Origin of the sequence: Streptomyces purpurascens (assembly GCF_045040895.1) — a bacterium.
Lineage (GTDB): Bacteria > Actinomycetota > Actinomycetes > Streptomycetales > Streptomycetaceae > Streptomyces > Streptomyces purpurascens.
In genome coordinates, this window is sequence record NZ_CP108341.1 from 3149986 (window position 1) to 3176436 (window position 26451).

Sequence of the window (26451 nt, forward strand, 5' to 3'; positions counted from 1 at the left end):
CGATCAGCTCCAGCTGTGGCCGCAGGCCGTGCACACGTAGGAGATCCCGCCGTTGTCGCCGAGCATCTGGGCCACATGCCCGGAACCGCAGGAAGGGCAGCTGAGGCGGGTGGACATCTGCCGTATCAACGCTGCTCCGAGGAGGTGGTCGACCTCCTCGAGGATGCTCGCAGGCATCGCTACTCCTCCCGTCGGGCCGCGCTCCCTTCCGGCCGTTTGATTCTGCCACGGCCGGACCAATACGGTCAGCGACGCCTCAGCACCAGTCCGGACACGGCACGCGTCGTGGCCGTAGAGGTATACGCCTCAGCAGGCCCGGGTGACTCAACCCCGGACACGAAAAATCCCGCCCCCAGGATGGGAACGGGATCTTGGCGTGGAGCTAAGGAGAATTGAACTCCTGACCTCCTGCATGCCATGCAGGCGCTCTACCAACTGAGCTATAGCCCCTCGTGTTCCTTCCCCGCTGGCGGGGCGAACAAGAAGAACTTTAGCCTGCGACCTGCCGGAAAGTGAAATCCGAGGTCAGTCGTCGTCACCGAGCACCGGTTCGGGCAGGGTGCCGGCGTTGTGCTCCAGCAGGCGCCAGCCGCGGGCGCCTTCGCCGAGGACGGACCAGCAGCAGTTGGAGAGCCCACCGAGGCTCTCCCAGGCGCGGGGGTCCAGGCCGAGGAGGCGGCCGATGGTGGTGCGGATCGTGCCGCCGTGGCTGACCACGACGAGCGTGCCGCCCTCCGGGAGCTTCTCGGCGTTCCGGAGCACCACGGGAGCGGCGCGGTCGGCGACCTCGGTCTCCAGTTCGCCTCCGCCGCGGCGCACCGGCTCGCCGCGCTTCCACGCGGCGTACTCGTCGCCGTGCCGGCTGATGATCTCCTCATGCGTCAGGCCCTGCCAGACGCCCGCGTAGGTCTCGCGCAGGGCCTCGTCGTGGGTCACGTCGAGGCCGGTGAGCGTGGCGAGTTCGGCGGCCGTGTTCGCGGCCCGCTTCAGGTCGGAGGCGACGATCGTGTCCGGCTTCAGGGAGGCCAGCAGCCGGGCGGCGCGGCGGGCCTGGGCGACGCCGGTCTCCGTGAGCTCGACGTCCGTGGTGCCCTGGAAGCGGCGCTCCACGTTCCACAAGGTCTGGCCGTGCCGCCAGAGGATGACGCGGCGGCCCCGGCCCGGCCTGCCGGCCTCGCTGAAGGAACTCACCGCCAGTCTCCGTCCAGCTCCGCCGCCTCCTCGGCCGCCTGCAGCTTGGCGTGCTCCTCGGCCTTGCCGCGGGTGGCCTTGGCGTCCTCGGGCAGTTCGAGCTCGGGGCAGTCCTTCCAGAGCCGCTCCAGGGCGTAGAAGACGCGCTCCTCGCTGTGCTGGACGTGGACGACGATGTCGACGTAGTCGAGCAGGACCCAGCGGGCCTCGCGGTCGCCCTCGCGGCGCACCGGCTTGACGCCGAGTTCCTTCTGGAGCCGCTCCTCGATCTCGTCGACGATCGACTTGACCTGGCGGTCGTTGGGAGCCGAGGCCAGCAGGAAGGCGTCCGTGATGGACAGCACGTCACTGACGTCGTAGGCGACGATGTCGTGCGCCAGCTTGTCGGCGGCCGCCTGGGCGGCGGTGATGATGAGCTCGTGAGAGCGGTCGGTCGCGGTCACTACAAGGCTTTCGATCGGCGGACACTTGCCACCAAGGGTCTCACGGACCGCGGTGGGCCCCCCACGTGATTACGGGGATCACGTGGGGAGCGGAGCCCTGCCTCCCGGCCGGGCTACGGCTTGTAGTCCTGGCCGAGGACCACGGCGACGTCGGCGTTCGCGGAGATCTTGCCCTTGCCGACGGAGCCCGCGGGCAGGCCCAGGGTCTTGGCGACCTCGGCGGCGTTCGCCTTGTCGCCGGCGTCGGCGTAGACGACCTTGGACGTGGCCTGGGCGGCGCCGGCCGTGCCGCCCTCCAGGAAGGTGAAGCCGCCGTTGAGAAGCACGACCCGGGCCTTCTCCGTGTTGTCCTTCACACCGGTGGCGTTCTGGACGGAGACGCTGACGGCGGCGTCCTTGTCCGGGCTCTTGGCCGTGCCGCCGAGGACGTTCCTGACCACGCCCGCGCTCGCCTGGGCGCTGAGCGTGCCGTCGGCCTGGACGGGCAGCAGGTCCGTCTTGAAGTCGCCGCCCTTGGCGAGGTCGGAGAGCCCGGCGAGGAAGGAGCCGAGGTCCTTGTCGGTCAGGGACGGGTCCAGGATCTGCGCCAGGGTCTGGATCGTGGTCGTCGCGGCCTGCGGGTCGGAGGACACCTTGCGCAGGACGCCCTGCATGACCTGCCCGAAGCGCTCCAGCTGGGCGCTCTGGGCCTCGCCGGGGGCGCGGTAGGTGGCGTAGGCGACGGCCATCTTGCCGCTGAGGGTCTGGTCCTGGCCCTTGTTGACCAGGGGGGCCGTGCCCTTCTTCTTGGCGGCGGGGTCGGGGACGTCGGTGTCGGTGTCGACGTCGACGTTGCCGACGAGGTCGACGAGGTTCTGCAGGTAGGGGGTGTCCAGGCGCCAGGTGCCCTGGATGTCGGTGCCGAGGGCCGAGTCGAGCGCGTCGCGGGTGCCGTCGGAGCCGTCGTCCTCGACCGACTTGGCGAGTGTCGTCGTGGTGCCGTCGTCGCTGGTCAGAGCCAGGGAGTTGGGCACGAGGACGGTGGTGCCCCGCTTGGTGGTGGTGTTGTCGACGAGGAGGGCCGTGGAAGTGACGCTGCTGTTGGTGTCGTGCAGGTGGACCACGATCACGTCGCGCTTCTGGGCGCCCGCCGCCGTAGCGGTGCCCGTCGTGGAGTCGTCGGAGGACAGGCCGGGCAGCTTCCCCGCGTACCCGAGGTAGCCGACTCCGCCGGCCGCGGCGAGCGCGAGGACGACGACCAGGGCGACGATCCGGCTGCGGGCACGGCGCCGGGCCTCCTCGCGGCGCTCGGTGCGGTTCTCGGTGAACTTCAGCCAGTCGATGACGTCTTCGGAGTTGGCGTCCGGCTCCTCGACGAAGGCGAACTGCTCCGTGTGGTACTCCGGTTCCGGCCGGCCCGGGGCTTCCTCGTCGGCCGGGCCCGCCTGCTGCGGGATGTGCGCGGTCTGTTCGGCGACCCGGGGCTGCTGGGCCGTGCCGGCGCCGGCCGCGTGCTGGCCGTAGGGGTCGGGGGACGCGGGGCCGCCCTGGTGGGTGCCGGTGGCGTACGGGTCGTAGGAGCCGTAGGAGGGGCCGGGCTGCTGCCGGCCCGTCCCGTAGTCGTACGACGGAGGCTGCTGCCCGGCCGTCGCGTACGGGTCGTAGCCGTAGCCCTGCTGCTGCCCCTGCTGCCCCTGCTGGCCCTGCTGTCCCTGCTGGGCGTAGGGGTCGTAGGTCTGGGTCTGCTGTGCCGGGACCTGGCGGTAGACAGGCTGGCCGTACTCGTCGTAGCCGACGAGCTCGTACTGGTCACCCGTGTACCCCGGGTCGTATCGGTCGTTCACCGGTGCCCCTCTCGGCTCACTCGCCGCGGTACAGCTCACGCTTGTCGATGTAGCGCACGACTCCGTCCGGCACCAGATACCAGATCGGGTAGCCCTTGGCGACTCTCGCACGGCAGTCTGTGGAGGAGATGGCGAGGGCGGGGACCTCGACGAGGGAGACGCCGCCCTCCGGGAGTCCGGGGTCGTTCAGGTGGTGGCCCGGCCGGGTGACCCCGATGAAGTGCGCGAGGGAGATCAGCTCCTCGCTGTCCCGCCAGGTGAGGATCTGGGCGAGCGCGTCGGCGCCGGTGATGAAGAAGAGGTCCGTGTCCGGGTTGAGCGCGCGCAGGTCGCGCAGGGTGTCCACGGTGTAGGTGGCACCGCCGCGGTCGATGTCGATGCGGCTCACGGAGAACTGCGGGTTCTCGGCGGTCGCGATGACCGTCATCAGATAGCGGTCCTCGGCCGGGGAGACGCTGCGGTGGCTCTTCTGCCAGGGCTGGCCGGTCGGGACGAAGACCACCTCGTCGAGGTGGAACGCCGCGGCGACCTCGCTGGCCGCGACCAGGTGCCCGTGGTGGATCGGGTCGAAGGTGCCGCCCATGACGCCGAGGCGGCGCTTGCCCGGCCGCGACGGGCCGGATCCGGGACCGTCGGCGCCGCGGGGCTCCGAGGCGGCCTGGCGTGGCTCCGTGGCGGCACGGCGGGGCTCCGAGTGTCGCTCGGTGCCGCTCGCCGTGTCCTGTGCCGGGTCGCGCGGCGTCTCGTTCGCCGGACCGGTAGGCATGTCCTGCTCTCCCATGCGTGCAGACCCTACCGGCCCTGCCTGAGGGCTCCGGCCGCCCCGGTGATCCCCGGGATGCCCTGCGCGGGGCACCCTGCCGGGCTCAGCGGTCGCGGTTGAAGCGGGTGGTGATCCACAGCAGGAGCAGCAGGATGAAGAGGGCGGCGCCACCGGTGATGTAGGGGCTGAGGCTCTCGTGGTTTCCGCCGTGCTCCTCGCCCTCGGCGGCGAGGGTGACCAACTGGGCAGCGGTGCTGTGGAAGCTCATCTTCGGCAGGACCTATCGCGTGTGGGCGGCATAAAAGACGTCGGCTCATCGTAAGCGGGCGCCCCGAGCGCGATCACCCCGACTCCGCATGTTCGTGACGCGAAGGCGGCGCGTGCCGTCGCCGGACCCGGTCCCGGGGGCCCGGCGGGGAACCTTCGCGGTGCCTCAGTCGTCCTTCCGTCTGTAGCCACGCAGCAGGAACCACGCGGTCAGCGCACAGCCCAGGATCATCACGACGAGGACGATCCGGAGCATCCCAGGCCCCTGCCGCTCGGCGGCGCTCGCGGCCTCGGCGAGCCAGGCGGACGCCGGGTGGTGCTCCATGACGGTGGTTCCCTTCGCTGTACTGCCCGACCACCGTAACTCCGCCTAGGCTGGGCTCTGCCTCGGGGAAGCAAAAGGCCGCACAAGGGGCCGCAAAGGTCACACAGACGCATGGGGGAAGACATGTCCGACGGCCACGAGCACAGCGGGCACGAGCACGTGCCCAGCAGGCAGCGCAGGCGCTTCCCCGGAATCTCCTCGCGTACGTACGAGCATCCGGCCGACCGCTCCGCCCTGGTGGCGCTGCGCAAGCTGAGCGGTTTCGACACGGTGTTCAAGGCGCTCAGCGGTCTGCTGCCCGAGCGCAGTCTCCGGCTGCTGTTCCTGTCCGACTCGGTGCGCGTCTCGGACCAGCAGTTCGCCCATCTGAACGTGATGCTGCGGGACGCCTGCTACATCCTGGACCTGGAGAAGGTCCCCCCGATGTACGTGAACCAGGACCCGCAGCCGAACGCGATGTGCATCGGCCTGGACGAGCCGATCATCGTCGTCACGACCGGGCTCGTCGAACTGCTCGACGAGGAGGAGATGCGGGCGGTCGTCGGGCACGAGGTGGGGCACGCGCTGTCCGGCCACTCGGTCTACCGGACGATCCTGCTGTTCCTGACCAGCCTCGCCGTCCGGGTCGCCTGGATCCCGCTGGGCAACCTCGCGATCATGGCGATCGTGACGGGGCTGCGGGAGTGGTTCCGCAAGTCGGAGCTGTCGGCGGACCGGGCGGGGCTGCTGGTCGGGCAGGACCTGACGGCCTCCATGCGGGGCCTGATGAAGATCGCGGGCGGCAACCACCTGCACGAGATGAACGTGGACGCGTTCCTCGCGCAGGCCGAGGAGTACGAGGCCGGGGGCGACCTGCGGGACTCCGTGCTGAAGATCCTGAACGTGCTGCCCCGCTCCCACCCGTTCACCACCGTGCGGGCGGCCGAGCTGAAGAAGTGGGCCGAGTCGCGGGACTATCAGCGGATCATGGACGGCCACTACCCCCGGCGCGACGAGGACAAGGACACCTCGGTCAGGGACTCCTGGCGGGACTCGGCGAACCACTACACGACCCATGTGAAGAGCTCCAAGGACCCGCTGATGAAGCTGGTCACCGACCTCGCCGACGGCGCCGGTGACCTGGGCGACCGCGTCCGCCGCGGCTTCGGCGGCTTCACGAACTCGGCCCCCAAGCCGCCCCGGGGCCCGGAGACTCCGGGCCCGTCGGACTCCCCCGGGGACGGCCCGCCGCCGCGCGACGACAAGTGAGGCACTGAGGCCCGCGCACCCCGGGCCCCGCGTCACACCGTCGCGTCACACCTTCGGCTGCGCGCTCGTCGCCAAGGACCCGCATAGGGCCGTCGCACTGCCCGTGGCATAGGGGTCCGTGCCGGCGGGGCCGCCCTCCTTGGCCGTCTGGCCGGCCAGGAGGGGGCGCAGGTGGTTCGTGGAGTCCTCGGCGCAGGAGAGCGGTCCGGCCTGGACGTAGGAGACGACGAGCTGGCCTTGGTGCAGGCGCAGGTCGTCGCGGTCGAAGCGGAAGTGCAGCTCGCGCCGGACGGTGAACAGGGACACCTCCTCCTTGCCGTCGGCCCCGGTCGGCCGCAGCGCGTACACGAACGTGTGGTCCGCGGTGACCTCGAGCGTGGACGAGTCGGCCTCGGCCGCCTGCAGCGTGCCCTGGACCCGCACCTTGCGGTCGGCCAGCTCCGCGCGCGAGGGGTCGAAGCGGACCAGCCAGCCGGTGGGCGCGTGGCGTCCGTCCGCGGTGGGGCGGGAGAAGCTCTGGTCGAACTGACCCAGTTGATCGGGGTCGAGCAGGACGCGGACCGCGCGGACCTCACCGCCCGTGAGCACGTCCGGGTCGAGGGACGACCGGACGATGTAGTCCTTGGCGGTGGACAGGGCGGACACGACCTGACTGTCCGAGAAGTGCGCGGTGCGCCGGGAGGCGGGCAGCGGCACGCCCTCCGCGCCGCTCTTGAACTGTGCGGCGGGGCTGTGCTCGTACAGATACGCCGTGTCGGCCGTGCCGGGCACCTTGCCCTCGGGGGCGAGCGGGATGACGGTCATCCGCAGGGGCTCGACGGCCTCCTGGGCGGCGGGGGTCTGGTAGGGGTGCCGTACGCCCATGTAGATCGCGGTGCCGAAGGCGATGGCGATCAGCAGGACCAGGACCAGTGCCTGCCGGGACAGGCCCCGGCGCAGGGGCGGGCGGCGGCGCACGGCGGGCGCGTGGTCGGCGATGCGTTCTTGGGCGGAGAATTCCTGGAGGCGGGCAGCACGAATGAACGATTCGTCGAAGACGACGGATCGATACTCGTCCTCTCCACCTCCGGGAGCGCCCTCGGGGGCCCCCTCAGGTGGGTCGCCAGGCCCGCCCATATCTTCAGGGTAGGTCGCCGGAAGGTCAGGTAAACGCCCCGCTCCATGACAAGTTCTGACAGGTTCTCACCAGGACAGGCGGGTTCCGGTCAGGGGGTGCGCGGGATCACCGAGACGGCGGGCCCGGTGTAGTCGGCGGACGCGGAGGGGGTCGCGCCACCGCTCTGTTCCAGCCCGGTCGAGGTGGGCGCCGGCACGGGCTCCTGGCGGTTCGAGGACGCGCCCCGGTAGACCGCCGTGAAGGCCAGCGCGACCATGCCGATGCCCATCACGAGGGCGAGCAGCCAGGCGACGGGGCGGTGCCAGCGGACCTGCTTGCCGTACGGACCCGTGCCGCCGTACTGGTCCTCGAGGATGTCGGGGTCGCCCAGCTCGTCGAGGTCGGGATCATGGCCGAAATCGCCGTGCCCCCCGGGGCCGTAGGCGTCGTCGTAGCGCTCGCCTCTGGGGTGGGCGCGGCGCGCCTCCGCTTCCGAGGCCTCGGCTCTCGCCTGTGCGGCGGCAAGGAGGCGTTCCACGGCGGTCGGCTCGTGCACCACGGCCGCGCTCACGAAGGCCTCGTCGAAGACCACGGAGGCGAACTCTTCGTCCGACACCCCGCGGTCGTGGTCGTCGTCGGGCTCCCAGCCGTCCGGAAACGGCGTGCCCCCCACGTCCTCCGGCACGAATCCAGAGTAGACCTGGGGGGTCAATTTGGGCAGACGGTATGGAAATTCATCCGCCGGTTGAGACGGCGTTCACGGGGCTCCGCACGGCGCGCGCCAGGCCGGTCCGCCCCTGCCGCACGCATATGCGCCGCCTCACATACTCACGCGGCAGGCGGTCAGCGGCGCACGTGCCCGTCCCCGGTCACGATGTACTTCGTGCTGGTCAGCTCCGGCAGGCCCATCGGGCCGCGGGCGTGCAGCTTCTGCGTGGAGATGCCGATCTCCGCGCCGAAGCCGAACTGGCCGCCGTCGGTGAAGCGGGTGGAGGTGTTCACGGCGACGGTGGTCGAGTCGACCAGCTGGGTGAAGCGGCGGGCGGCCTGCTGGGAGGTCGTGACGATGGCCTCGGTGTGACCGGAGGTCCACAGCCGGATGTGCTCGACGGCCTTGTCCAGGGAGTCCACCACGGCCGCGGCGATGTCGTACGACAGGTACTCCCTCTCCCAGTCCTCGGCCGTCGCCTCGACGACGGTCGCCTTGGAGTCCTTGGCGAGGGCCAGCACGCGCTCGTCGGCGTGCACGGTCACCCCGGCTCCGGCGAGGGCCTCCAGGGCGCGGGGCAGGAACTCGGCGGCGATGTCCTGGTGGACCAGGAGGGTCTCGGCGGCGTTGCAGACGCCGACCCGCTGGGCCTTGGAGTTGATCAGGATGTCGACGGCCATCTCGAGGTCGGCGGCGGCGTCGACGTAGACGTGGCAGTTTCCGGTGCCGGTCTCGATGACCGGGACGGTCGACTCCTGCACGACCGTGTTGATCAGCGAGGCACCGCCGCGCGGGATGAGCACGTCGACCAGGCCGCGGGCGCGCATCAGCTCGCGCACGCTGTCGCGGCTCTCGCCGGGGACGAGCTGGATGGCGTCGGCGGGCAGCCCGGCCCCGCCCACGGCGTCGCGCAGGACCCGCACGAGCGCGGTGTTCGACTGGTAGGCCGAGGAGGAGCCGCGCAGCAGGACCGCGTTGCCGGACTTCAGGCAGAGGGCGGCGGCGTCGACGGTGACGTTCGGCCGGCCCTCGTAGATGATCCCGACGACGCCGAGCGGCACGCGGACCTGGCGCAGGTCGATGCCGTTGGGGAGCGTGGAGCCGCGGACGACCTCACCGACCGGGTCGGGCAGCGCGGCGACGTCGCGCACGTCGGAGGCGATGGCGCGGACCCGCTCGGGGGTGAGCGTGAGCCGGTCGACCATGCCCTCGCTGATGCCGGCCTCGCGGGCCTTGGCGACGTCCTTGGCGTTGGCCTCGACGATCTCGCTCGTACGGACCTCCAGCGCGTCCGCGATGGCGAGCAGCGCGTCGTCCTTGTCGGCCCGCGGCAGCGGCGCGAGGCTCGCGGCGGCGGCCTTGGCGCGGTAGGCGGCCTCGGTGACCGGGGACATCGAGTCGTACGGCGAAAGCGTGGTCATGAAAGAAGCGTAGTGCGCCGGGCCGGTCCGTTCATCGTTCGTTTCACACCCCGAGACACCCCCGAGACACCCCCGGAACACCCCGGGACACTCCCTGGACCGGGTCAGAACGGGTGAACTCCGACCGGGGACGCCGGTGGCGGTCCGTACCCCTCGGCGACGCGCTGGTGGTAGGTCGCGCGGTCGATGACCTCCAGGCCGACGATCTCCCAGGGCGGCAGCCCGGCGGTCTGCCGGTGCTCGCCCCACAGGCGCAGGGCGACGGCGGCCGCGTCGTGCAGGTCGCGGGCCTCCTCCCAGTAGCGGATCTCCGCGTGGTCGACCGCGTAGCGGCTGGTCAGGAGGAAGGGGTGATCGTGGGCGAGCTGTTCCAGGGCGCGCCGGACCTCGGTGAGCGGGGCCTCACGGCCGGAGACGCTGAGGGTGACGTGCCACAGGCGCGGGATGTCCCCGGGGTCCTCGCCATGGAACCGGTCCCCGGCCGCCACACTGGTCAGGGCGCGCTCGTCACCGGCCGCGCGGGAGCCGGCACCACCACGGGACGCCGTGGCCCCAGGGCGCACTCGTCTCACGACGGCCTCCTTTGCACAGTGGTGCTCCTGCGGAATATTGCCCTGAGACAAAGTTCAGCAGGCCGCAAGGGATCGCGTGGCGGTTTTGCGGAACGTCCACCACCGAGGGCGGATGTTTCGGCCCATTACGGGTGGAGGACCACCAGGTCGTCCCTGTGTACGACCTCGCGTTCGTACGCGGCGCCGAGTTCGCGGGCCAGTTCGCGGGTCGAGCGGCCGATCAGCCGGGGGATCTCCTTGGCGTCGAAATTGACGAGCCCGCGGGCCACCGCCCGGCCTGTGCCGTCCCGCAGCTCGACCGGGTCGCCGGCGCTGAACTCGCCCTCGACGGCGGCGATCCCGGCCGGCAGCAGCGACTTGCAGCGGTCCACGACGGCCTGGACGGCACCGTCGTCCAGGGTCAGCGCGCCCTGCGGGGTGGAGGCGTGCTGGAGCCACAGCAGGCGGTCGGCGGAGCGCTTGCCGGTGGGGTGGAAGTGGGTGCCGGTGTCCTGGCCGGTCAGGGCGTCGGCCGCGTGGATGGCGCTGGTGAGCACGACGGGGACACCGGCGGCGGCCGCGATCCGGGCGGCCTCGACCTTGGTGACCATGCCGCCGGTGCCGACGCCGGCCTTGCCCGCGCTGCCGATCTCGACGTGCGCGAGGTCGGACGGCTCGCGCACCTCGGCGATGCGGGAGGTGCCGGGCCTCGCGGGGTCGCCGTCGTAGACGCCGTCCACGTCGGACAGCAGGACCAGCAGGTCGGCGTGGACGAGGTGGGCGACCAGGGCGGCGAGGCGGTCGTTGTCGCCGAAGCGGATCTCGTCCGTGGCGACGGTGTCGTTCTCGTTGACGATCGGGAAGGCGCCCATCGCGAGGAGCTTGTCGAGGGTGCGTGAGGCGTTGCGGTGGTGGGCGCGGCGGCTCATGTCGTCGGAGGTCAGCAGCACCTGACCGACGCGGACACCGTAGCGGGCGAAGGAGGCGGTGTAGCGGGCGACGAGCAGGCCCTGGCCGACGCTGGCGGCGGCCTGCTGCCGGGCGAGGTCCTTGGGGCGGCGGCGCAGGCCCAGCGGGGCGAGGCCGGCGGCGATGGCGCCGGAGGAGACGAGGACGATCTCGCGCTCGCCCCCGCTGCGGACCTTGGCGAGGACGTCGACCAGCGCGTCCACCCGGTCCGCGTCCAGGCCGCCCGAGGCGGTGGTCAGCGAGGAGGAACCGACCTTGACGACGATTCTGCGGGCCTCGCCCACGGCCTGCCTTGCCCCTGCCACGTCCCCGTCCGCCCCTCGCGTCGATTCGGTCCCTCACCAGGAAATCTACGGGACGGCGCGGCGTGACGCGGCGCCGGTCCACGCTACGGACGGTGCCGCCCGTGTCACGGACGACGGTCGTACTCAGTTCCGTCCCACCCCAAGACAGGAACCTGATCTTCCGCTACGGTCCGACGACACAGCGGGCCGACAGGCCCCCTACGCTCCGGCGACACGCGCGTGTCGTCAGGAGGTCGCCGCGCGTTAACCCGGACGGCCGACCTGCGCCGACACCCGACGCTCCTGGAGTGACCGCAGTGCCCGTACCTCTTCCCCGTCCACCGGCCCTGCTGAAGGGGCTGGTCACCGTCGTCCTGGCCGCCGCGTTCGTCGCTCAGGCGGTCGCGGCGCTGATGCCCCACGTACCGCTGCTGCTCGCCGCGACCGCCGTCTCCCTGGCCACCGAGGGTGCCCTGTACCGGTGGCAGCGCGGGGTGCTGTCGCTGTTCGCCAAGTCGCACGCGGACATCACCGTGCGGCACGTCCTGCGCGATCTGCTGCTGGTCGTGGGCCTGCTGCGGCTCGGCGAGCAGGACCGGGAGACGGTCTACGCCCCGCTGGTGGCCGGGCTGCTCGCCTTCTACGTGCTGCACTGCGCGATCCAGGCGGTCTCCGTACTGGTGCGCCGTACCCGCACCCTGCCGGTGGTGACCCGGAACATCGACGCCTCGGTGCTGCGGCTGTCCCCGGCCCCGGCCGTGCTGCTGCGCCGCCCCGGCCACCGGCTGCTGGCGTTCGGCCTGCCCGCGACGGCCGGGCTGCTGGCCGCCGCGCCGGGCGACGAGCCGGTGTACGCGGCGGCGGGCATCGCGCTCTCCCTCGCCCTCGCGCTGACCGGCCTCGGCGCGCTGCTGCTCCGGCTGCTGCCGGGCCGCCGCCCGGCCGGTGAGCAGGAGGTGCTCGAGTGGTTCGACGCGTGGCTGGCCGCGTACCGGCCGACCGTCGGTCTGTACTTCTCCGGCGGCGCCGCCTCGGCCTACCAGGCGAACATGTGGCTGGAGCCGCTCGCGCGGGTGGACGGCAGGCCGGTCATCGTGCTGCGCGAGCGGTTCATGGTGCAGAAGATCGCGGCGACGGACATCCCGATCGTCTGCCTGCCGAAGGTGTCGACGCTGATGCGGCTGGAGCACTCCACGCTGCAGGTCCTCGTCCACCCGTCGAACTCCGGCAAGACCTCCCAGGTGCTGCGCATCCCCACGATCAAGCACACCTTCGTCAACCACGGCGAGAGCGACAAGCTGTCCTCGTGCAACCCGTACGCGAAGGCCTACGACGAGGTGTGGGTGGCCGGGCCCGCCGCGCGCGAGCGGTACGCGCTGGCCGAGGTGGGCGTCGAGGACAAGGACGTGGTGGAGACCGGCCGCCCGCAGCTGGACGCCGTACGGCCGTACGCGGGCCCGCCGACCGGTGCGTGGACGACCGTCCTGTACGCGCCGACCTGGGAGGGCTGGGACGGCAACCCCGGCAACACCTCGGTGATCACGGCAGGCGAGAACCTGGTGCGGGCGCTGCTCGCCGACCCCGGCGTGCGGCTGCTGTACAAGCCGCATCCGCTGACGGGGTCGGTGGACCCGCGCGCGGGCGCGGCCGATCTGCGGATGCGGGAGCTGATCCGGACGGCGAACCGGGAGCGGACGGGGGCGCGCCCCTCGGGCGCCGCCGGACTCGACCGTCTCACGAAGGAGTTGGACCGCCTCACCACGGCCGACTTCCGCGCCGGGGCCGACACGGTGGAGCGCATGCGGGTGCAGTCGGCGCCGGAGCCGGGCCGGGCCGAGGCGGTGGCACGGGTGACGGCGGCCTGGGAGGAGGCGTACTGGGCCTCGCTGCCGGAGGGCGAGCACCAGATCATCACGGACGTCCGGCCCGCGCTGTACTCCTGCTTCGACGTGGCCGACCTGCTGGTCAGTGATGTGTCGAGCGTGATCAGCGACTTCCTGGCGAGCGAGAAGCCGCACGCGGTGGCGAACACCAGCGGGCTGAGCGAGGACGCGTTCCGTACGGCGTTCCCGACGGTGGTGGCGGCGACGGTGCTGACGCCGGACGCCGACGGGGTGCCGGCCCTGCTGGAGGCGGTCCGGCACCCGGAGAAGGACGAACTGGCCGAGGCACGCGCCGCGTTGAAGCTGCGTCTGCTGGGCCCGGCCGAGCCGCCGTCGCAGGTGCGTTTCAACACGGCCGTACGGGAGCTGTGCGAGACGGCCCGGGAACACCGGGCACGGGTGGCGGAACGGCTGACGGCGGAACTGCCCGGCCAGCGCACGGAGACGGCCCTCCCGGCCGCACCGCGCTGAGCGCCCGCACCGCGCTGAGGCAGCGGTACGGGCGGGACACACGCGGGGGCCGTGCGAAAGCCGGCCCCCGCTCCCGTGGTCACGCCGCCGGCCGCACCTCACGCGACGTCAGCACCCGCCGGGCCTTGCGCACCGCCCGGCGTACGAACGTGTGGGCGCCGCCCTCGCGGTAGCCCGGGAAGGCCCGGGCCTCGCGCGGCTCGGCGAGGTACACCGAGTCGGGGATGCCGGCGGCGCGGTCGCGGAAATGCGGGTAGGCCAGGTAGACGCGGCGGCCCTTCCGCTCCAGGAGCGCCGCCGCCTGCTTCTTGGCCTTGACGAACTTCACGACCTCGACGAGGAGTTCGGGCCGCTGCTCGGCGACCAGGTGCAGCCGCAGCCGCTCGTGGACCCTGAGGCGCTGGGCGGCACCCTCGGTCCAGTGTGCGTCCAGCAGGGGCTTGGCCAGCTCGAACTTGTGCCGGCGGATCTCCTCGCTGTCCGTGAGGTACTTGGGCCCGAACTGCGGCAGCAGTGTGACCAGTAAGGGCCGGAGCATCAGCTGGTCGCGCCGGTCGCCCGCGGGGACGTGCTCGGCGATGAGGTTCATCAGGGCCCGCGCGGAATCGAACCGCAGCGTGTAACTGCCGCTCTTGGTCACGTGCTTGCCGTCGTCGCGGCCGACCAGGTAGTAGCAGGTGTGGTCGGCGACCACGGAGACGCCGTTCGCCCGGAGGTAGGCCTCCATGGTGAACAGCGCGTCCTCGCCGGTGAACAGCGACTCGTCGAACCGCATGCCGTGCCGGTCCAGCAGCTCGCGGCGGAACAGCTTCTGCGCGCTGAGCGTGAACTTGATGTTGGAGGAGAAGACGTCGGTCCGCTCCACCGTCTTGCCCCACATGGACTTCGGCGCGGAGCGGTTGACGCCCTCGACCTTGCCGAGCACGACGTCCGTGCCCGCGCGGTCGGCCATGCCGACCATCCGCTCCAGGGCCTCGGGGCCCAGCCGGTCGTCGGCGTCGAGGAAGAAGACGTAACGCCCGGTCGCCTTGGACAGGCCGACGTTGCGCGGGCCGCTGGGGCCGCCGGAGTTCTCCTGCCGGATCACCAGGACGTGCATGGGAGCGCGCTCGGCGAACTCCTCCAGGTACTCCCCCGTCCCGTCCGTCGATCCGTCGTCCACCGCGATGACCTCGACGCGCTCTGGATCGATGGTCTGTGCCTCGACGGACGAGAGGCACTCGATCAGATACGGCATCGCTTCGTACGCCCCGATGATCACACTCACATCAGGCTGCGCAACGGCCACGTTTCCCCCTAGTCAATGGGATATTCCCCCCGTATCGCCTCATTCGCTACTTGGTAGACGGATGATCGAGGCAAGCGGTTGCCTCAGACACACGTGTTAGTGGGACACGTCACACAATGAATCGACAGGAAGCGGGCAAGCGAAAGGGCTCGGCCCCCGAGGAAGACGTTCCTCGGGGGCCGAGCCCTTGATCAGGCGCTTGGTCAGCCCGCGCCGACACCGTCCGTGTCACCGGCCGCGGTCGCCCGCTGCCCGGGCACGGCGTTCGCCAGCTCGGCCTCGGCATCGGCCTCGGCCTCCGCCAGGGCGGCCGCGACCCGTGACTCCTGGCCGACGTTGCGCGTCTCGGCCTTCAGCGCGAGGTTCGCGACGGCGGTGTTGAACTGGACGAGGGAGGTCGGCTCGTCCGGGCCCAGCAGGTACTGCTTGAGCTCCTTGCGGTCCTCGGCCAGCGGATCGGCGGCCTGGTCACGGACGGCGCCGAGCAGCTCGCCCAGCTCGGCCGCGCTGTTGGACAGGATCACCGCGGCGCGCACCGCCGTGTTGTTCCGCTTGAACTCCTCGACGCCCAGCTCGGCGGAGTCCGTGACCGCGTACGGCTTGCCGCTCGCGATGAAGTCGGAGACCACGCTGGAGATGTCGGAGACCATCGCGTCGGAGACGTTGAAGCAGTCGTACAGCCGCGGGTCGGCGCCGGTGATGACCCGGTGCTCCCAGGCGGGGAAGGAGCGCCAGTAGGCGTCGTTCCACTCGGCGCGCAGCCGGGCGACCTCCTCGTGCCGGGCGACGTCGACCAGCCCGTCACGGGTGGCCTCGGCCTCATCGCGCCGCTCGCCGCCGGAGCCGGACAGCTGTGCGAGCCGGGCCTCGATACGGGCCAGCTCGGTCTTGGCGTCGGCCTGTACGGCCGTGTCGGCGACGAAGCGCGTGTCGATGGCGCGCTCGGCGGCGGCCTTCCGGACCAGGGCGGTGATGCGCTGGTGGGCGGCGCCGGCCTCCTTGCTGACGTTGCCGGTGAACGGGTGCGGCTTGTACAGGACGCGGACCGGCGGGTCGGCCTGCACGAGCTGCCTCACGATGTTCTCGCCGGCCAGCACGACCGAGGTGTTGCCCGGGTTGCCGTCCCAGCCCTCCCAGGTGGGGGCGTACAGGACGGTCGGGATCCGGCCGTCGGGCACGCCCTGCCAGGTCCGGATCGGGGCGAGCTGCGGGCGGCCGACCTCGACGATGTCGTCGTCGCGGACACCGACGTCGGCGATGGCGTAGCGGTCGCGGCCCGCGCGGCCCGCCGTCCACACCTCGTCGTAGACCTTGCTGTACGGGTTGACGCTGGCGAGCTTGTCGCTGTCGCCGTGGCCGATGAAGACGTGCTTGATCGTGGGCACGCGCAGCATGTGGATGTTCTTGCCGACGTTGGCCGCGTAGAGCGCGACACGCACCGTGGACAGGTCCATGTTCATCAGGTGCACCCCTCCGGGCACGCAGATGACGGGGACCGTGGTGGGCGCGAGGTTGTTCAGGATGGCCCGCTCACGCAGGATGATCAGCGGCTTGGAGTCCAGGTTCTCCATGGTGTCCAGCCACATGTTGACCTGGTAGGCCGAGTCCTTCGAACCGGAGAAGTACAGGACCGTCTCCGGCTTGTACTCGCCCAGCCAGTCGTCCACGGCGGCCAGGACCGTCTCGGCCTTCGGCGGGATCTTCCGGCCGCGCACGAACGGCACGAGCGCCAGCACGTAGAGCGTGCCGAGGGCGACCGTGATGCCGATGCCGACGAAGCCGACGAGAGCGGACTTCACCTGTGCGGCGAGCAGGATGCCGGCGACCGCGAAGAGGTCGATGTGCAGCATCTTCTCGGCGGAGCGGTGCAGCAGCTTGCGCGGCGGGGCGTCCGGGATGCGGATGCGCGACTTGAGGTCGACGTTGCGGGTGGCGACCGGCATGCGGCGGCGGTTGCGGATCAGCTGGACCAGCGCGCCGTGCGGGGCCTGAAGTCCGTAGAAGGCGATGAAGCAGGCGATCGCCCCGTAGTAGATCAGGTTGTCCGCGAGGGACAGCCGGGCCAGCAGCAGGACGAGCAGCAGCTGCCTGATCAGGAAGCGGATCGACAGGCCGGCCCGCACCTTGCTGAGGCGGTTGATCAGATAGCTGCCCTTGCGGTGCAGATAGTGGTCCGCCAGGTACGTCACGGCGGCCGCTGCCGCGAAGGCGGGAACGCTCGGGACGAGCGCGGCCAGCATGAGGGCGGGGTAGCCCGCCATCATGAGGACCGCCGCGGCCAGCTGGGCCGCACTGCCCACCCGGGCGACGCGAATAGCGGTGGATATCACGGAGAAACCTGCTCTTGGGAGGGGTGTGCCGGTCTGGTTCGGAATTGCGGCTGGTCTGTGAATATTCGCGGGATGGTATGGATTCAGGCCCCTGCGAACACTCCTGTCGACGAACTTCGTGAACAGGAGAGCGCAGAGGCCTGAATTACCGGGGTCTATTTGGCGCCAATTATTACACGCCGTCCTGCCGGTCCAGAACCGTGGCGAGTGCCTGCTCGAAGCCGGACGCCCGGGCCGCGCCGGCCGTCGGGTCCTGCTGGCGGACGTCGATGACGTGGCCGGTCAGCTCGGACAGCAGCACGTCGAGCGAGGTGCGGGCCACGGCCTCGGAGGACAGCAGGGAACCCGAGGGCTCCTGGCCGAAAGCCTTGGTGCGCATGGGGGTGGCGGTGCGCTCGGGGTTGATGCAGTTGACGCGGACGCCGTCGCCGGCCCACTCGTCGGACAGGGCCTGGGTGAGGTTCACCATGGCCGCCTTGGTCGAGGAGTACAGGCTGTACTCGGCGCGACCGCGGGTGTAGCTGCTGGAGGTGTACAGCAGCAGCTGGCCCTTGGTCTCGGACAGGTACTTGTACGACGACCGGGCGATCTGCACCGGGGCCAGGTAGTTGACCTTCAGCGCCTCCTCGATGGTGGCGTTGTCGGTCTCGGCGAGCTTGCCTATGCGCAGCACGCCCGCGGTGTTGACCACGTAGTCGATGCGGCCGGTCTCGGCGTACGCCTTGGACAGGGCGTCGTCGACCTCCTCCGGGTTCTCCACGTGGGTGCCGGTGGTGGAGCGGCCCAGCGCGTAGACCTTGGCGCCGTAGGACTCGGCGAGCTCGCCGATGTCCTTGCCGATGCCGTAGGAGCCGCCGAAGACGACCATCGTCTTGCCGGTGAGGAGCTCGCGGTAGGCCTCCTCGGAGACCTGCTCGGGCGCGGCGGTCGAGGCGAGCTGGAAGAGCTTGTCGGCGATGAAGACGTCGACGGGCTGCGTGACCTTCATGTTGTACTCGTCACCCGCGACGACGTGGATCGGCACGTCCGGCAGGTACTTGAGCACGACGGAGCAGTCGTCGGTGGCCTGGAAGTTGGGGTCGTTGGAGGCGACCTCGTAGGCACGCTTGATCGTGGACAGCTTGAAGGCCTGCGGGGTCTGGCCGCGGCGCAGCCGGGAGCGGTCCGGGATCTCGGTGATGAACTCGCCGTCCTCGCCGTGCGTGCGCGTGACGATGATGGTGTCCGCGGACGGGATGGCCACGTCGACGGCCTGGAAGCGCTCCAGCGCGACGACGCAGTCGTCGATGACGCGCTGCGACAGCAGGGGGCGCACGGCGTCGTGGAAGAGGACGTTGGCGTCCTCGCCCTCGGCCAGGCCCTCGCCCAGCGCGGCGATGGCGCGCTCGGTGGTCTCGTTCCGCGTGGAGCCGCCCTCGATGACCTTCGAGACCTTCTTGAATCCGGCCTTCGCCACGATCTTCTCGATGTCGGGCACGTAGCCCTGCGCCATCAGCACGATGACGTCGTCGATCGAGTCGGCGTTCTCGAAGGTGGTCAGCGTGTGCTCGATGACTGCCTTGCCGGCGATCTTCAGCAGCTGCTTGGGGATCGACAGACCCACGCGCTGACCGGTACCACCAGCCAGGATCACTGCGGTGGTACGGGGCTTGGCTATGTGCTGGGACACAGGTGACCTACCTCGGGGCAACAGGGAACTTGGAAATGGTCCCACTTGTGGTTACCGCAGTGCAAGGTGAGCGACCTTCGCCACATATGTGCGCGCAACCTGTCATTCACCTGGGAGTGCCGGTGATTGGTGAGACGACTCCGTGAACGCCCTCGAAATGCGCTGTGAGTAACTCCACAGGAGCACAGCGACGCCGGAGCCGCGTGAGACAGCGGCGGCCGGGGGCCTTCACCAGTTCCTCGGACGATGTCGGGGACGATGTCTGGTGCACGGTACGCGCCTTGGCGGTGTCGCGTGGCACCCGATCGCCGTGTCAGTCGTCACGGACCGGTGACCGCGGGCCGGTCTTCACCTTCCCGGGCAGGGGACGGCACGCGTTCTTCATAAGCGTCGCCGCGCCGTCGCGGGCAAGTTCCGAATACCGCTCACCCAGCCGCCCATTGCCGCGGAATTCACGGTAAAGATTGCGCAGCATTTCGGTCTCGGTCGGAGCAAGAGAGAGATTCACCGGGGTGCGGAACGCACGCGATTCGGCCCGGGACTCGTCGAGTCCCGGGCCGAATCGCACGGAAAGGGGTCAGACCACCTCGACGCCCGGCCGGCCCGCCTCGACCCGCAGCGTCGCCACCGTGCTCGGTGTCGAGGTCGGCTGCCGCACGGTGTCGACCACCCTCACCTGCGCGTCGATGCCGCCGCGGCGGACGTCGAAGAGGTGGTAGCCGCGGTGCGCGTCGAGCAGCTTCCAGTGCGGGTTGTCCGGGCGCCGCGGGTCCCACTCCTTGCGGAACGCCTCCTGGTCCTGGTCGCCGTTGCTGGAGATGGACGTGCCGACGAACTCGGCGCCGACGACCGCGGAGTCCGGGTCGGCGTAGTCCTCCCTGAGGTCGCTGATCATCGTCAGGTGCCGGTCGCCGGAGAGCACCACCGGGTTGCGGACCTGCTTGAACTCCTGGAGGAACGCGTTGCGTTCGGCCTGGTAGCCGTCCCAGGCGTCGTAGAACCAGAGCTTGCCCTCGCCGACCTTGAGGTCCGTCTCGGCCATCATGATCTGGGAGGCGATCAGGTTCCAGCGGGCGGGCGAGTCCTTGAGCCCGTCCAGCAGCCACCGCTTCTGCTGGGCGCCCAGCATGGTCAGCGACGGGTCCTGGGCCCCGGCCTGGCTGGTGGCCTGGTCGCTGCGGTACTGCCGGGTGTCCAGGACGTTGAGCCGGGCCAGGCGGCCGAACTCCAGGCGGCGGTGCATCCGGATGTGCGGGCCGTCCGGGACGGCGGTGGCACGGACCGGCATGTGCTCGTAGAACGCCTGGTAGGCCGCGGTCAGGCGGGCCACGAACGCGTCGTGCGGCTGTTTGTCGGGGTCCTGCGGGATCTCGCCCGCGAAGTCGTTGTCCACCTCGTGGTCGTCGAAGGTCACCACGAAGGGCGCGTTCGCGTGCATCGCCGCGAGGTCCGGGTCGGTGCGGTACTGCGCGTACCGGTTGCGGTACTGGACGAGGCTGAACGGCTCACCGGTGCCCTCGTGCCGCCGTACGCCCGTCGCCGACGGCGTGGACTCGTAGATGTAGTCGCCGACGAACACCACCACGTCGGGGTCCTGATCCAGCATGTCTGCGTATGGCGTGAAATAGCCGTGCTGCCAGTTCTGGCAGGAGGCGAGGGCCATGCGCAGGGAGCCACCGGAGCTGTGGGGGTGGGGCGCGGTGCGGGTGCGGCCGACGGGCGAGAGCTGCCCGCTGGTGCGGAAGCGGTACCAGTACGTACGGTCCGCGCGCAGCCCGCGTACGTCCACGTGAACGCTGTGCCCGTACTCGGGACGGGCCTGGGCGGTGCCCCGGCGGACGAGCTTTCTGAACCGCTGATCCTCCGCGACCTGCCACTCGACCGGCACCACCCGGTCGGGCATGCCCCCGCCGTTCAGCGGGTCGGGGGCGAGCCTGGTCCACAGCACGACGCCGTCCGGCAGCGGGTCACCTGAGGAGATGCCGAGGCTGAACACACCGTCGGGCAGCGGCGTCTCGGCCGCGCGGGCGGCGGCCGGAAGCCAGAGCTGGGCGGAGGCGGCGGCACCGAGCACCGCGGCGCCGGCGGTCAGAAAGCGGCGTCGATCGGGCGATCCTGCTGTCATCGGCTGACTCCCTTACCTCGCTGGCCACTTGGACACTGGGAAGCTTCACGCTCGCGGGCGACCCGCCCGCTGAACGCCGGGGTTCACGTACATGACAACTAAGCAGACAAAAAGAGACCCGCCGCCAGCACCGGAACAAGCCGTTGCCGGGACGGGTCTGACGGATGATCAGTCGGCGAAAACGGTACCGAGCCGAGCGTCCGTGGGGGTGGTGCCGAGGAGCGTGTTGCCGAAGGTCGTCGTGCCGTTCGGGCTCACGACGGTCGTCGGGCCGGACCTGAAGTACCAGACGGACCCGGCGTTGCCGTTCTCCCCCGGCGCGCCGGCGACCAGATCGGCCAGGCCGTCGTGGTTCGCGTCGGCGAGGTGGACGGCCTTGCCGAAGGTGTCGCCCTTCTCGGCGGCGCCCGGCACGTTGGGCGTGTTCTGCGTGACCACCTGGGCGCCGGTGCCGGTGAGCCCCTTCGCACTGCCGCGCAGCACGACGACCGCGCCCGCGTCGGCCACACTGCCCAGGTTTTCACCGGGCAGCCCGGTCGCCACGTCCGGGTAGCCGTCGCCGTTGACGTCGGCGACCCGGACATCGGTCCCGAAGCCGTCGCCCGCCTCGGCGCTGCCGGGCACGCCGGGGCTGTCCTGGTTGAGGTGCGTGACCTTGGTGCCGTCCGGCCCGTCCGGGGTGCCCGGGATCCAGGTGACCCGGCCGCCCTTGGCGGCGGGGGTGTCGAGGTCGCTGTCGTACCCGGTGACGGCCCTGCCCACCACGATGTCGTCGACGCCGTCCTGGTCGACGTCCCCGATGTCGAGGTTCTCGCCGCCCTGGATCCGGTAGCCGTCGGCGCCCTGCACGGTGATGTACGGCTTCAGTCCCTGCCGGGAGCCCGGCCAGTACACGACCCGGCGGGCGTCCCACTCGTCGCCGTCGTTCTGGGTGGCGGCGACGTCCGTGACACCGTCGCCGTTGACGTCGCCGGTGGCCAGGTCGAGGACGCGGCTGTCGAACTCGTCCCGCAGGATCTGCTCGTCGCCGGACGTGGAGCCGTCCCGGGTGAACGGGCCGCTCACCACGCGCAGGTTGAACTGGTTCTCCACGGTCACCAGGTCCTCGGCACCGTCGCCGTCGACGTCCCCGAGGGCCAGACGCCCCTCGGCGCCGAGCCGGTCGTGCTCCTTCCCCGTGGCCAGTACGGCACCGCCGGAAAGCCCCTGCGGGCCGCCCCACAGCACCTCGGCAAGACCGGAGTCGGTGCCGCCGTCGGCCGTGTCCTCGCCGCCCACGCCGACGACCAGGTCCGCGTACCCGTCGCGGTCGATGTCGGCGGTGGCGAGCGTGCTGCCGAACGCGTCGTCCGTCTCGGCGCTGCCGGGCACGCCGGCCGTGTTCTGGCTGAACACCTGCCTCTTCGTCGTGTTCAGCCCGTTCGCCGTGCCGTAGAGCACGGCGATGTAACCGGCGCCCTTCTTGCCGCCGACGGTCGCGGTCGGGGCGGCCACGGCCAGATCGGCGTAGCCGTCGCCGTTGAAGTCGTCGCTCGGACGCTCGGTGCCGGGCGTGGCGCTCGGGGGCGCGGCGTGGGCAGCCGGGACCGCCAGCGCGCCCGTGAGGAGGACGAGGCCGGTGGCCATGGCGAGCCGACCACGGCGGGAACGGAAGCGCGCGCTCATCGGGTGAACTCCCCACCGAGGGCGGAGCTGCCGGCGACCGTGCCGAGGGTGCCCGCGCCGAAGCTGACCGAGCCGGTGGCGGTGGGCGTGTTGACGGGGTTCGGGAACGCCCAGACTCCCCCGTCCCGGTTCTCGCCGGTCGCACCGGCGAACAGCTCGGCCCGGCCGTCGCCGTTGACGTCGAGCAGCTTGGTGTCGGCGCCGAAGAAGTCGTTCTGCTCCGCCTCGCCCGGGACGTTCTTGGTGTTCTGGCTCAGGCTGTAGGCGCCGTTGCCGCTCAACCCGGACGTGCCGCCGCGCAGGACGGTGACCTGGCCGGCCGCGTACACCTCCCCGATGTCCTCGCTGGAGCTTCCGGTGGAGACGTCCGCGTAGCCATCGGCGTTGACATCGCCGACGGAGATGTTCCCGCCGAAGCCGTCGGCCCACTCCGAATCGCCTGGCACACCGGGGGTGTTCTGCGTGATGATCGTCGTGCGAGAGGTGTCGGGGCCCTCGGCCGAGCCGTGCACGACGCCGATCTGGCCGCCCTTCAGCAGCGGGTCGTCCAGGTCCACTTCGCCGGAGCCGTCGTTCGAACGGCCGATCACGAGGTCGGCGAACCCGTCCTTGTCCACGTCGCCGATGCCGAGGCTCTCGCCGCCGCGCATGCGCGTGCCGTCCGGGTTCTTCAGCTCGACCGGCTTGCTCAGACCGTCCGGTGTACCGCGCAGGTAGAGGGCGCGACGGTGCTTGTAATCGGGGTCGTGCATGTCGTCGTCGCTGTCGTCGTGGATGAGCGCGACCAGGTCGGTGATGCCGTCGTGGTCGACGTCACCGGCGGCCACGTCGTCCGCGACGTACGCGGGCTCCAGGGCGAGAGTGCGGCTGCTCGCGGCGCCGGTGGTGCGGTTGAACGGCCCGGACAACAGGCGGTTGCCGGTGGCGAGGTCCAGGTGGCCGTCGTCGTTGAAGTCGCCGAGCGTCTGGTGGAGTGAGTCGACGCGGTCCTCCTCGGTGCCGGTGGCCACGGCCGTACCGCCGGTCAGGCCCTTCGGCCCGCCCCACAGCACGGCGAGCGTGCCGGCCGAGCGGACCTCCCCGACGCTTTCGCCGTCCGCGCCCACGACCAGGTCGGCGTAGCCGTCACCGTCGAGGTCCCCGGCGGAGAGGCCGCCGCCGTAGAAGTCCTGGGTCTCCGCGACACCGGGTATGCCGGGGGTGTCCTGGCTGATGACCTGCTTGTGGGCGAGGTCGATGCCCTTGGCCGAGCCGTAGACGACGGCCACGTACCCGGCGTAGCTCTTGCCGTTGACCTTTCCGTACGAGGCGCTGACGGCCAGGTCCTGGTAGCCGTCGCCGTTGAAGTCGTCGTGGAGCTTCGTCGCGGCGGACTCGGCGGCGCCGGTGTCGGTGGCGGCGTGCGCGGCCACCGGGGCGGTGACGGCGGCGGCGACGGCGATCGCCGCCGCGACTCCGATGCCTCGGCCGATCCTGCGCTTGCTCGTGGACTGGGGCACGTACGTCAACTCCGTTGATCGCATGGGCAGTTGCTACGCGGCAAGGAACAAGATCCTCATCCGCTCTGCCCTGTACGACACCCCGGAGAACGACTTGGTTGCATCAAAGTCGGTCGCGAATTTGCGCTTTGTTAACTCAGAAGGGCTCGAAGTCGTCGAACTCCTGCTGCGCCTCGTCCCTCTCGGCCTGCCGGTCCCTACGGCGCTGCGCGGCCGGGCGCTCCCCCTCGAACCGGTGGTCCTCACCCCGTCGGCCGAGCATCTCCGCCCCGGCCGTCAGGGACGGCTCCCAGTCGAAGACGACCGCGTTGTCCTCGGGTCCGATGGCGACGCCGTCGCCGCCCCGGGCACCCGCCTTCACCAGCGCCTCTTCGACACCGAGCCGGTTGAGACGGTCCGCCAGGTACCCGACCGCCTCGTCGTTGTTGAAGTCGGTCTGCCGCACCCACCGCTCGGGCTTCTCACCGCGCACCCGGAACAGGCCGTCGGCCTCGCGGGTCACGGTGAAGCCCGTGTCGTCCACGGCCTTGGGCCGGATCACGATCCGGGTGGCCTCTTCCTTCGGCTTCGCAGCCCGGGCCGTGGCCACGAGCTCCGCGAGTGCGAACGACAGCTCCTTCAGCCCCAGGTGCGCCACGGCCGACACCTCGAACACGCGGTACCCGCGCGCCTCCAGGTCGGGCCGCACCATTTCGGCCAGGTCCTTGCCGTCCGGTACGTCGGTCTTGTTCAGGACGACGATCCGCGGGCGGTTGTCCAGCCCGCCGTACTGCCGCAGCTCCTCCTCGATGATGTCGAGGTCGGAGGCCGGGTCGCGGTCCGACTCCAGCGTGGCGGTGTCCAGGACGTGCACGAGCACACTGCACCGCTCCACGTGCCGCAGGAACTCCAGGCCCAGGCCCTTGCCCTGGCTGGCCCCGGGGATCAGCCCGGGCACGTCGGCGATCGTGTACACGGTCGAACCGGCGGTGACGACACCGAGGTTCGGCACGAGCGTGGTGAAGGGGTAGTCGGCGATCTTCGGCCGGGCGGCGCTCAGCACCGAGATCAGGGACGACTTGCCGGCGCTCGGATACCCGACGAGCGCCACGTCGGCGACCGTCTTCAGCTCCAGGACGACGTCCTGAAGGTCCCCCGGCTCGCCGAGCAGCGCGAAGCCGGGCGCCTTGCGCCGCGCGGAGGCCAGCGCCGCGTTGCCGAGCCCGCCCCGGCCGCCCTGCGCGGCGACGAAGGACGTGCCGTGCCCGACCAGGTCGGCGAGGACGTTGCCCGCCTTGTCCAGCACCACCGTGCCGTCCGGCACCGCCAGCACCAGGTCCTGCCCGTCCTTGCCGGAGCGGTTGCCGCCCTCGCCGGGCTTGCCGTTGGTGGCCTTGCGGTGCGGGGAGTGGTGGTACTCGAGAAGCGTGGTGATGGACTGGTCGACGGTGAGGATCACGTCCCCGCCACGACCGCCGTTGCCGCCGTCCGGTCCGCCCAGCGGCTTGAACTTCTCACGGTGGACGGAGGCACAGCCGTGGCCTCCGTTACCCGCGGCGACATGCAGCTCGACGCGGTCCACGAAGGTGGTCATGGTGTGTGCCTCCATTTGCGTACGTATCCGTACAGGTTGTACGGGGTTGTTCTCTGCCCAACACGCGAAAGGCGGACCCGCTTCCCGTGAGGGAAGTGAGGTCCGCCTCGCGAAAGCTTCCGGTCAGGCGACCGGAACGATGTTCACGACCTTGCGGCCACGGTGGGTGCCGAACTGCACCGAACCGGCAGCCAGAGCGAACAGCGTGTCGTCGCCGCCACGGCCGACGCCGGAACCCGGGTGGAAGTGGGTGCCACGCTGACGGACCAGGATCTCACCCGCGTTGACGACCTGACCGCCGAAGCGCTTCACGCCGAGCCGCTGGGCATTGGAGTCGCGACCGTTCCGAGTGGACGATGCGCCCTTCTTGTGTGCCATTTCTCCTCAGTCCCTTACTTCGCAGCCGCGGGGATCTCAGTGACCTTGATCGCCGTGTACTGCTGGCGGTGGCCCTGGCGACGGCGGTAACCGGTCTTGTTCTTGTAGCGCAGAATGTCGATCTTCTGGCCCTTGTGGTGGTCCACGACCTCGGCCTGGACCTTGATGCCGGCCAGCACCCACGGGTCGCTGGTCACGGAGTCGCCGTCGACAACGAGCAGGGTCGAGAGCTCGACCGTGTCGCCAACCTGGGCAGTGGAAATCTTGTCAACCTCAACGATGTCGCCGACAGCAACCTTGTGCTGGCGACCACCGCTGCGCACGATGGCGTACACGCGGAACTCTCTCTCGCTCGGGGAAACGGCACCCCCGCAGGCCAGCCGCCCGACTCAGCGAGCAGCCTCTCCTGGGCGCCGGACGCCCGGAGGATGAGGTTTACGGGGATGTGACGTGTCAGTCGACACGCCGACGGTCAAGGTT

23 protein-coding genes and 1 tRNA gene are annotated in these 26451 nt (G+C 70.7%); 2 read left to right on the plus strand and 22 right to left on the minus strand.

What is annotated here, in order from left to right; translation table 11 throughout:
• Positions 1–3: 3 nt before the first annotated feature.
• From OHU35_RS14350 to OHU35_RS14385, 8 genes are all read right to left on the minus strand, one after another.
• On the minus strand, positions 4–177 hold the full coding sequence (locus OHU35_RS14350; RefSeq protein ID WP_184592574.1) for an IS1 family transposase: 174 nt from the start codon (positions 175–177) through the stop codon (positions 4–6).
• A gap of 200 nt (positions 178–377) precedes the next feature.
• Positions 378–450 (minus strand) — tRNA-Ala (locus OHU35_RS14355).
• Positions 451–525: 75 nt separating this feature from the next.
• Positions 526–1197: a histidine phosphatase family protein gene (locus OHU35_RS14360; RefSeq protein WP_405509228.1), complete on the minus strand. Its 672-nt coding sequence runs from the start codon at positions 1195–1197 to the stop codon at positions 526–528.
• Positions 1188–1634 carry a ribosome silencing factor gene (gene rsfS / locus OHU35_RS14365; RefSeq protein ID WP_184592576.1) on the minus strand — a complete coding sequence of 149 codons (447 nt, stop codon included), beginning with the start codon at positions 1632–1634 and terminating at the stop codon, positions 1188–1190. The genes OHU35_RS14360 and rsfS overlap by 10 nt, the downstream gene beginning before the upstream one ends.
• A 113-nt stretch (positions 1635–1747) precedes the next feature.
• The gene (locus OHU35_RS14370; RefSeq protein WP_189723535.1) at positions 1748–3457 is read right to left on the minus strand and encodes an LCP family protein; all 1710 of its coding nucleotides are present in this window, start codon (positions 3455–3457) and stop codon (positions 1748–1750) included.
• A 16-nt stretch (positions 3458–3473) separates the two neighbouring features.
• On the minus strand, positions 3474–4238 hold the full coding sequence (gene nadD / locus OHU35_RS14375) for a nicotinate-nucleotide adenylyltransferase (RefSeq protein WP_405505498.1): 765 nt from the start codon (positions 4236–4238) through the stop codon (positions 3474–3476).
• Between the two features lie 85 nt (positions 4239–4323).
• The gene (locus OHU35_RS14380; RefSeq protein WP_184592582.1) at positions 4324–4488 is read right to left on the minus strand and encodes a hypothetical protein; all 165 of its coding nucleotides are present in this window, start codon (positions 4486–4488) and stop codon (positions 4324–4326) included.
• Between the two features lie 165 nt (positions 4489–4653).
• Positions 4654–4812, minus strand: coding sequence for a hypothetical protein (locus tag OHU35_RS14385; RefSeq protein WP_189723539.1), 159 nt, complete (start codon positions 4810–4812; stop codon positions 4654–4656).
• A gap of 123 nt (positions 4813–4935) precedes the next feature.
• Between OHU35_RS14385 and OHU35_RS14390 the strand changes: the two genes are divergently transcribed.
• A complete protein-coding gene (locus tag OHU35_RS14390; protein ID WP_405505500.1) occupies positions 4936–6060 on the plus strand; it encodes a M48 family metallopeptidase in 1125 nt (374 codons plus the stop codon).
• 45 nt (positions 6061–6105) lie between these two features.
• On the opposite strand, the gene OHU35_RS14395 is transcribed toward OHU35_RS14390, so the two are convergent.
• The 5 genes from OHU35_RS14395 to proB form a co-directional block, all read right to left on the minus strand.
• Positions 6106–7176 carry a hypothetical protein gene (locus OHU35_RS14395; RefSeq protein WP_189723543.1) on the minus strand — a complete coding sequence of 357 codons (1071 nt, stop codon included), beginning with the start codon at positions 7174–7176 and terminating at the stop codon, positions 6106–6108.
• Positions 7177–7265: 89 nt separating this feature from the next.
• The gene (locus tag OHU35_RS14400) at positions 7266–7868 is read right to left on the minus strand and encodes a hypothetical protein (RefSeq protein WP_405505502.1); all 603 of its coding nucleotides are present in this window, start codon (positions 7866–7868) and stop codon (positions 7266–7268) included.
• 131 nt (positions 7869–7999) lie between these two features.
• Positions 8000–9286 (minus strand): glutamate-5-semialdehyde dehydrogenase, encoded by a 1287-nt coding sequence (locus OHU35_RS14405; RefSeq protein WP_189723546.1) that lies wholly within the window; start codon positions 9284–9286, stop codon positions 8000–8002.
• A gap of 104 nt (positions 9287–9390) precedes the next feature.
• Complete coding sequence (locus OHU35_RS14410; protein WP_189724033.1) at positions 9391–9849, minus strand: hypothetical protein; 459 nt, start codon at positions 9847–9849, stop codon at positions 9391–9393.
• A gap of 134 nt (positions 9850–9983) precedes the next feature.
• Positions 9984–11090 carry a glutamate 5-kinase gene (gene proB, locus OHU35_RS14415; RefSeq protein ID WP_405509230.1) on the minus strand — a complete coding sequence of 369 codons (1107 nt, stop codon included), beginning with the start codon at positions 11088–11090 and terminating at the stop codon, positions 9984–9986.
• A gap of 317 nt (positions 11091–11407) precedes the next feature.
• Between proB and OHU35_RS14420 the strand changes: the two genes are divergently transcribed.
• On the plus strand, positions 11408–13444 hold the full coding sequence (locus OHU35_RS14420) for a hypothetical protein (RefSeq protein ID WP_405505503.1): 2037 nt from the start codon (positions 11408–11410) through the stop codon (positions 13442–13444).
• 79 nt (positions 13445–13523) lie between these two features.
• Here OHU35_RS14420 and OHU35_RS14425 read toward each other — a convergent pair whose 3' ends face one another.
• The 9 genes from OHU35_RS14425 to rplU form a co-directional block, all read right to left on the minus strand.
• Complete coding sequence (locus OHU35_RS14425) at positions 13524–14732, minus strand: glycosyltransferase family 2 protein (RefSeq protein ID WP_189723547.1); 1209 nt, start codon at positions 14730–14732, stop codon at positions 13524–13526.
• Positions 14733–14935: 203 nt separating this feature from the next.
• Positions 14936–17032 carry a hypothetical protein gene (locus tag OHU35_RS14430; RefSeq protein WP_359894396.1) on the minus strand — a complete coding sequence of 699 codons (2097 nt, stop codon included), beginning with the start codon at positions 17030–17032 and terminating at the stop codon, positions 14936–14938.
• A gap of 202 nt (positions 17033–17234) precedes the next feature.
• A complete protein-coding gene (locus tag OHU35_RS14435) occupies positions 17235–18731 on the minus strand; it encodes a bifunctional cytidylyltransferase/SDR family oxidoreductase (RefSeq protein WP_189723548.1) in 1497 nt (498 codons plus the stop codon).
• A gap of 577 nt (positions 18732–19308) precedes the next feature.
• Positions 19309–20856: an alkaline phosphatase D family protein gene (locus tag OHU35_RS14440; protein ID WP_405505506.1), complete on the minus strand. Its 1548-nt coding sequence runs from the start codon at positions 20854–20856 to the stop codon at positions 19309–19311.
• A gap of 168 nt (positions 20857–21024) precedes the next feature.
• Entirely contained in the window at positions 21025–22521 is a 1497-nt protein-coding gene (locus tag OHU35_RS14445; RefSeq protein WP_405505507.1) for an FG-GAP-like repeat-containing protein, read from the minus strand.
• Positions 22518–24044 carry a VCBS repeat-containing protein gene (locus tag OHU35_RS14450; protein WP_405505509.1) on the minus strand — a complete coding sequence of 509 codons (1527 nt, stop codon included), beginning with the start codon at positions 24042–24044 and terminating at the stop codon, positions 22518–22520. Before OHU35_RS14450 ends, OHU35_RS14445 begins: the two co-directional genes overlap by 4 nt.
• A 112-nt stretch (positions 24045–24156) precedes the next feature.
• Positions 24157–25593 carry a GTPase ObgE gene (gene obgE, locus OHU35_RS14455; protein WP_189723553.1) on the minus strand — a complete coding sequence of 479 codons (1437 nt, stop codon included), beginning with the start codon at positions 25591–25593 and terminating at the stop codon, positions 24157–24159.
• A gap of 123 nt (positions 25594–25716) precedes the next feature.
• A complete protein-coding gene (rpmA, locus tag OHU35_RS14460) occupies positions 25717–25971 on the minus strand; it encodes a 50S ribosomal protein L27 (protein ID WP_031130899.1) in 255 nt (84 codons plus the stop codon).
• Positions 25972–25985: 14 nt separating this feature from the next.
• Entirely contained in the window at positions 25986–26306 is a 321-nt protein-coding gene (gene rplU / locus OHU35_RS14465) for a 50S ribosomal protein L21 (protein ID WP_010041937.1), read from the minus strand.
• Between the last annotated feature and the right edge of the window lie 145 nt (positions 26307–26451).

Coding starts and splice junctions, on each gene's coding strand:
- OHU35_RS14350 (WP_184592574.1), bottom strand. CDS start 177: ATGCCTGCGAGCATCCTCGAGGAGGTCGACCACCTCCTCGGAGCAGCG.
- nadD (WP_405505498.1), bottom strand. CDS start 4,238: ATGGGAGAGCAGGACATGCCTACCGGTCCGGCGAACGAGACGCCGCGC.
- OHU35_RS14380 (WP_184592582.1), bottom strand. CDS start 4,488: ATGAGCTTCCACAGCACCGCTGCCCAGTTGGTCACCCTCGCCGCCGAG.
- OHU35_RS14385 (WP_189723539.1), bottom strand. CDS start 4,812: ATGGAGCACCACCCGGCGTCCGCCTGGCTCGCCGAGGCCGCGAGCGCC.
- OHU35_RS14390 (WP_405505500.1), top strand. CDS start 4,936: ATGTCCGACGGCCACGAGCACAGCGGGCACGAGCACGTGCCCAGCAGG.
- OHU35_RS14395 (WP_189723543.1), bottom strand. CDS start 7,176: ATGGGCGGGCCTGGCGACCCACCTGAGGGGGCCCCCGAGGGCGCTCCC.
- OHU35_RS14405 (WP_189723546.1), bottom strand. CDS start 9,286: ATGACCACGCTTTCGCCGTACGACTCGATGTCCCCGGTCACCGAGGCC.
- OHU35_RS14440 (WP_405505506.1), bottom strand. CDS start 20,856: ATGACAGCAGGATCGCCCGATCGACGCCGCTTTCTGACCGCCGGCGCC.
- OHU35_RS14445 (WP_405505507.1), bottom strand. CDS start 22,521: ATGAGCGCGCGCTTCCGTTCCCGCCGTGGTCGGCTCGCCATGGCCACC.
- OHU35_RS14450 (WP_405505509.1), bottom strand. CDS start 24,044: ATGCGATCAACGGAGTTGACGTACGTGCCCCAGTCCACGAGCAAGCGC.
- obgE (WP_189723553.1), bottom strand. CDS start 25,593: ATGACCACCTTCGTGGACCGCGTCGAGCTGCATGTCGCCGCGGGTAAC.
- rpmA (WP_031130899.1), bottom strand. CDS start 25,971: ATGGCACACAAGAAGGGCGCATCGTCCACTCGGAACGGTCGCGACTCC.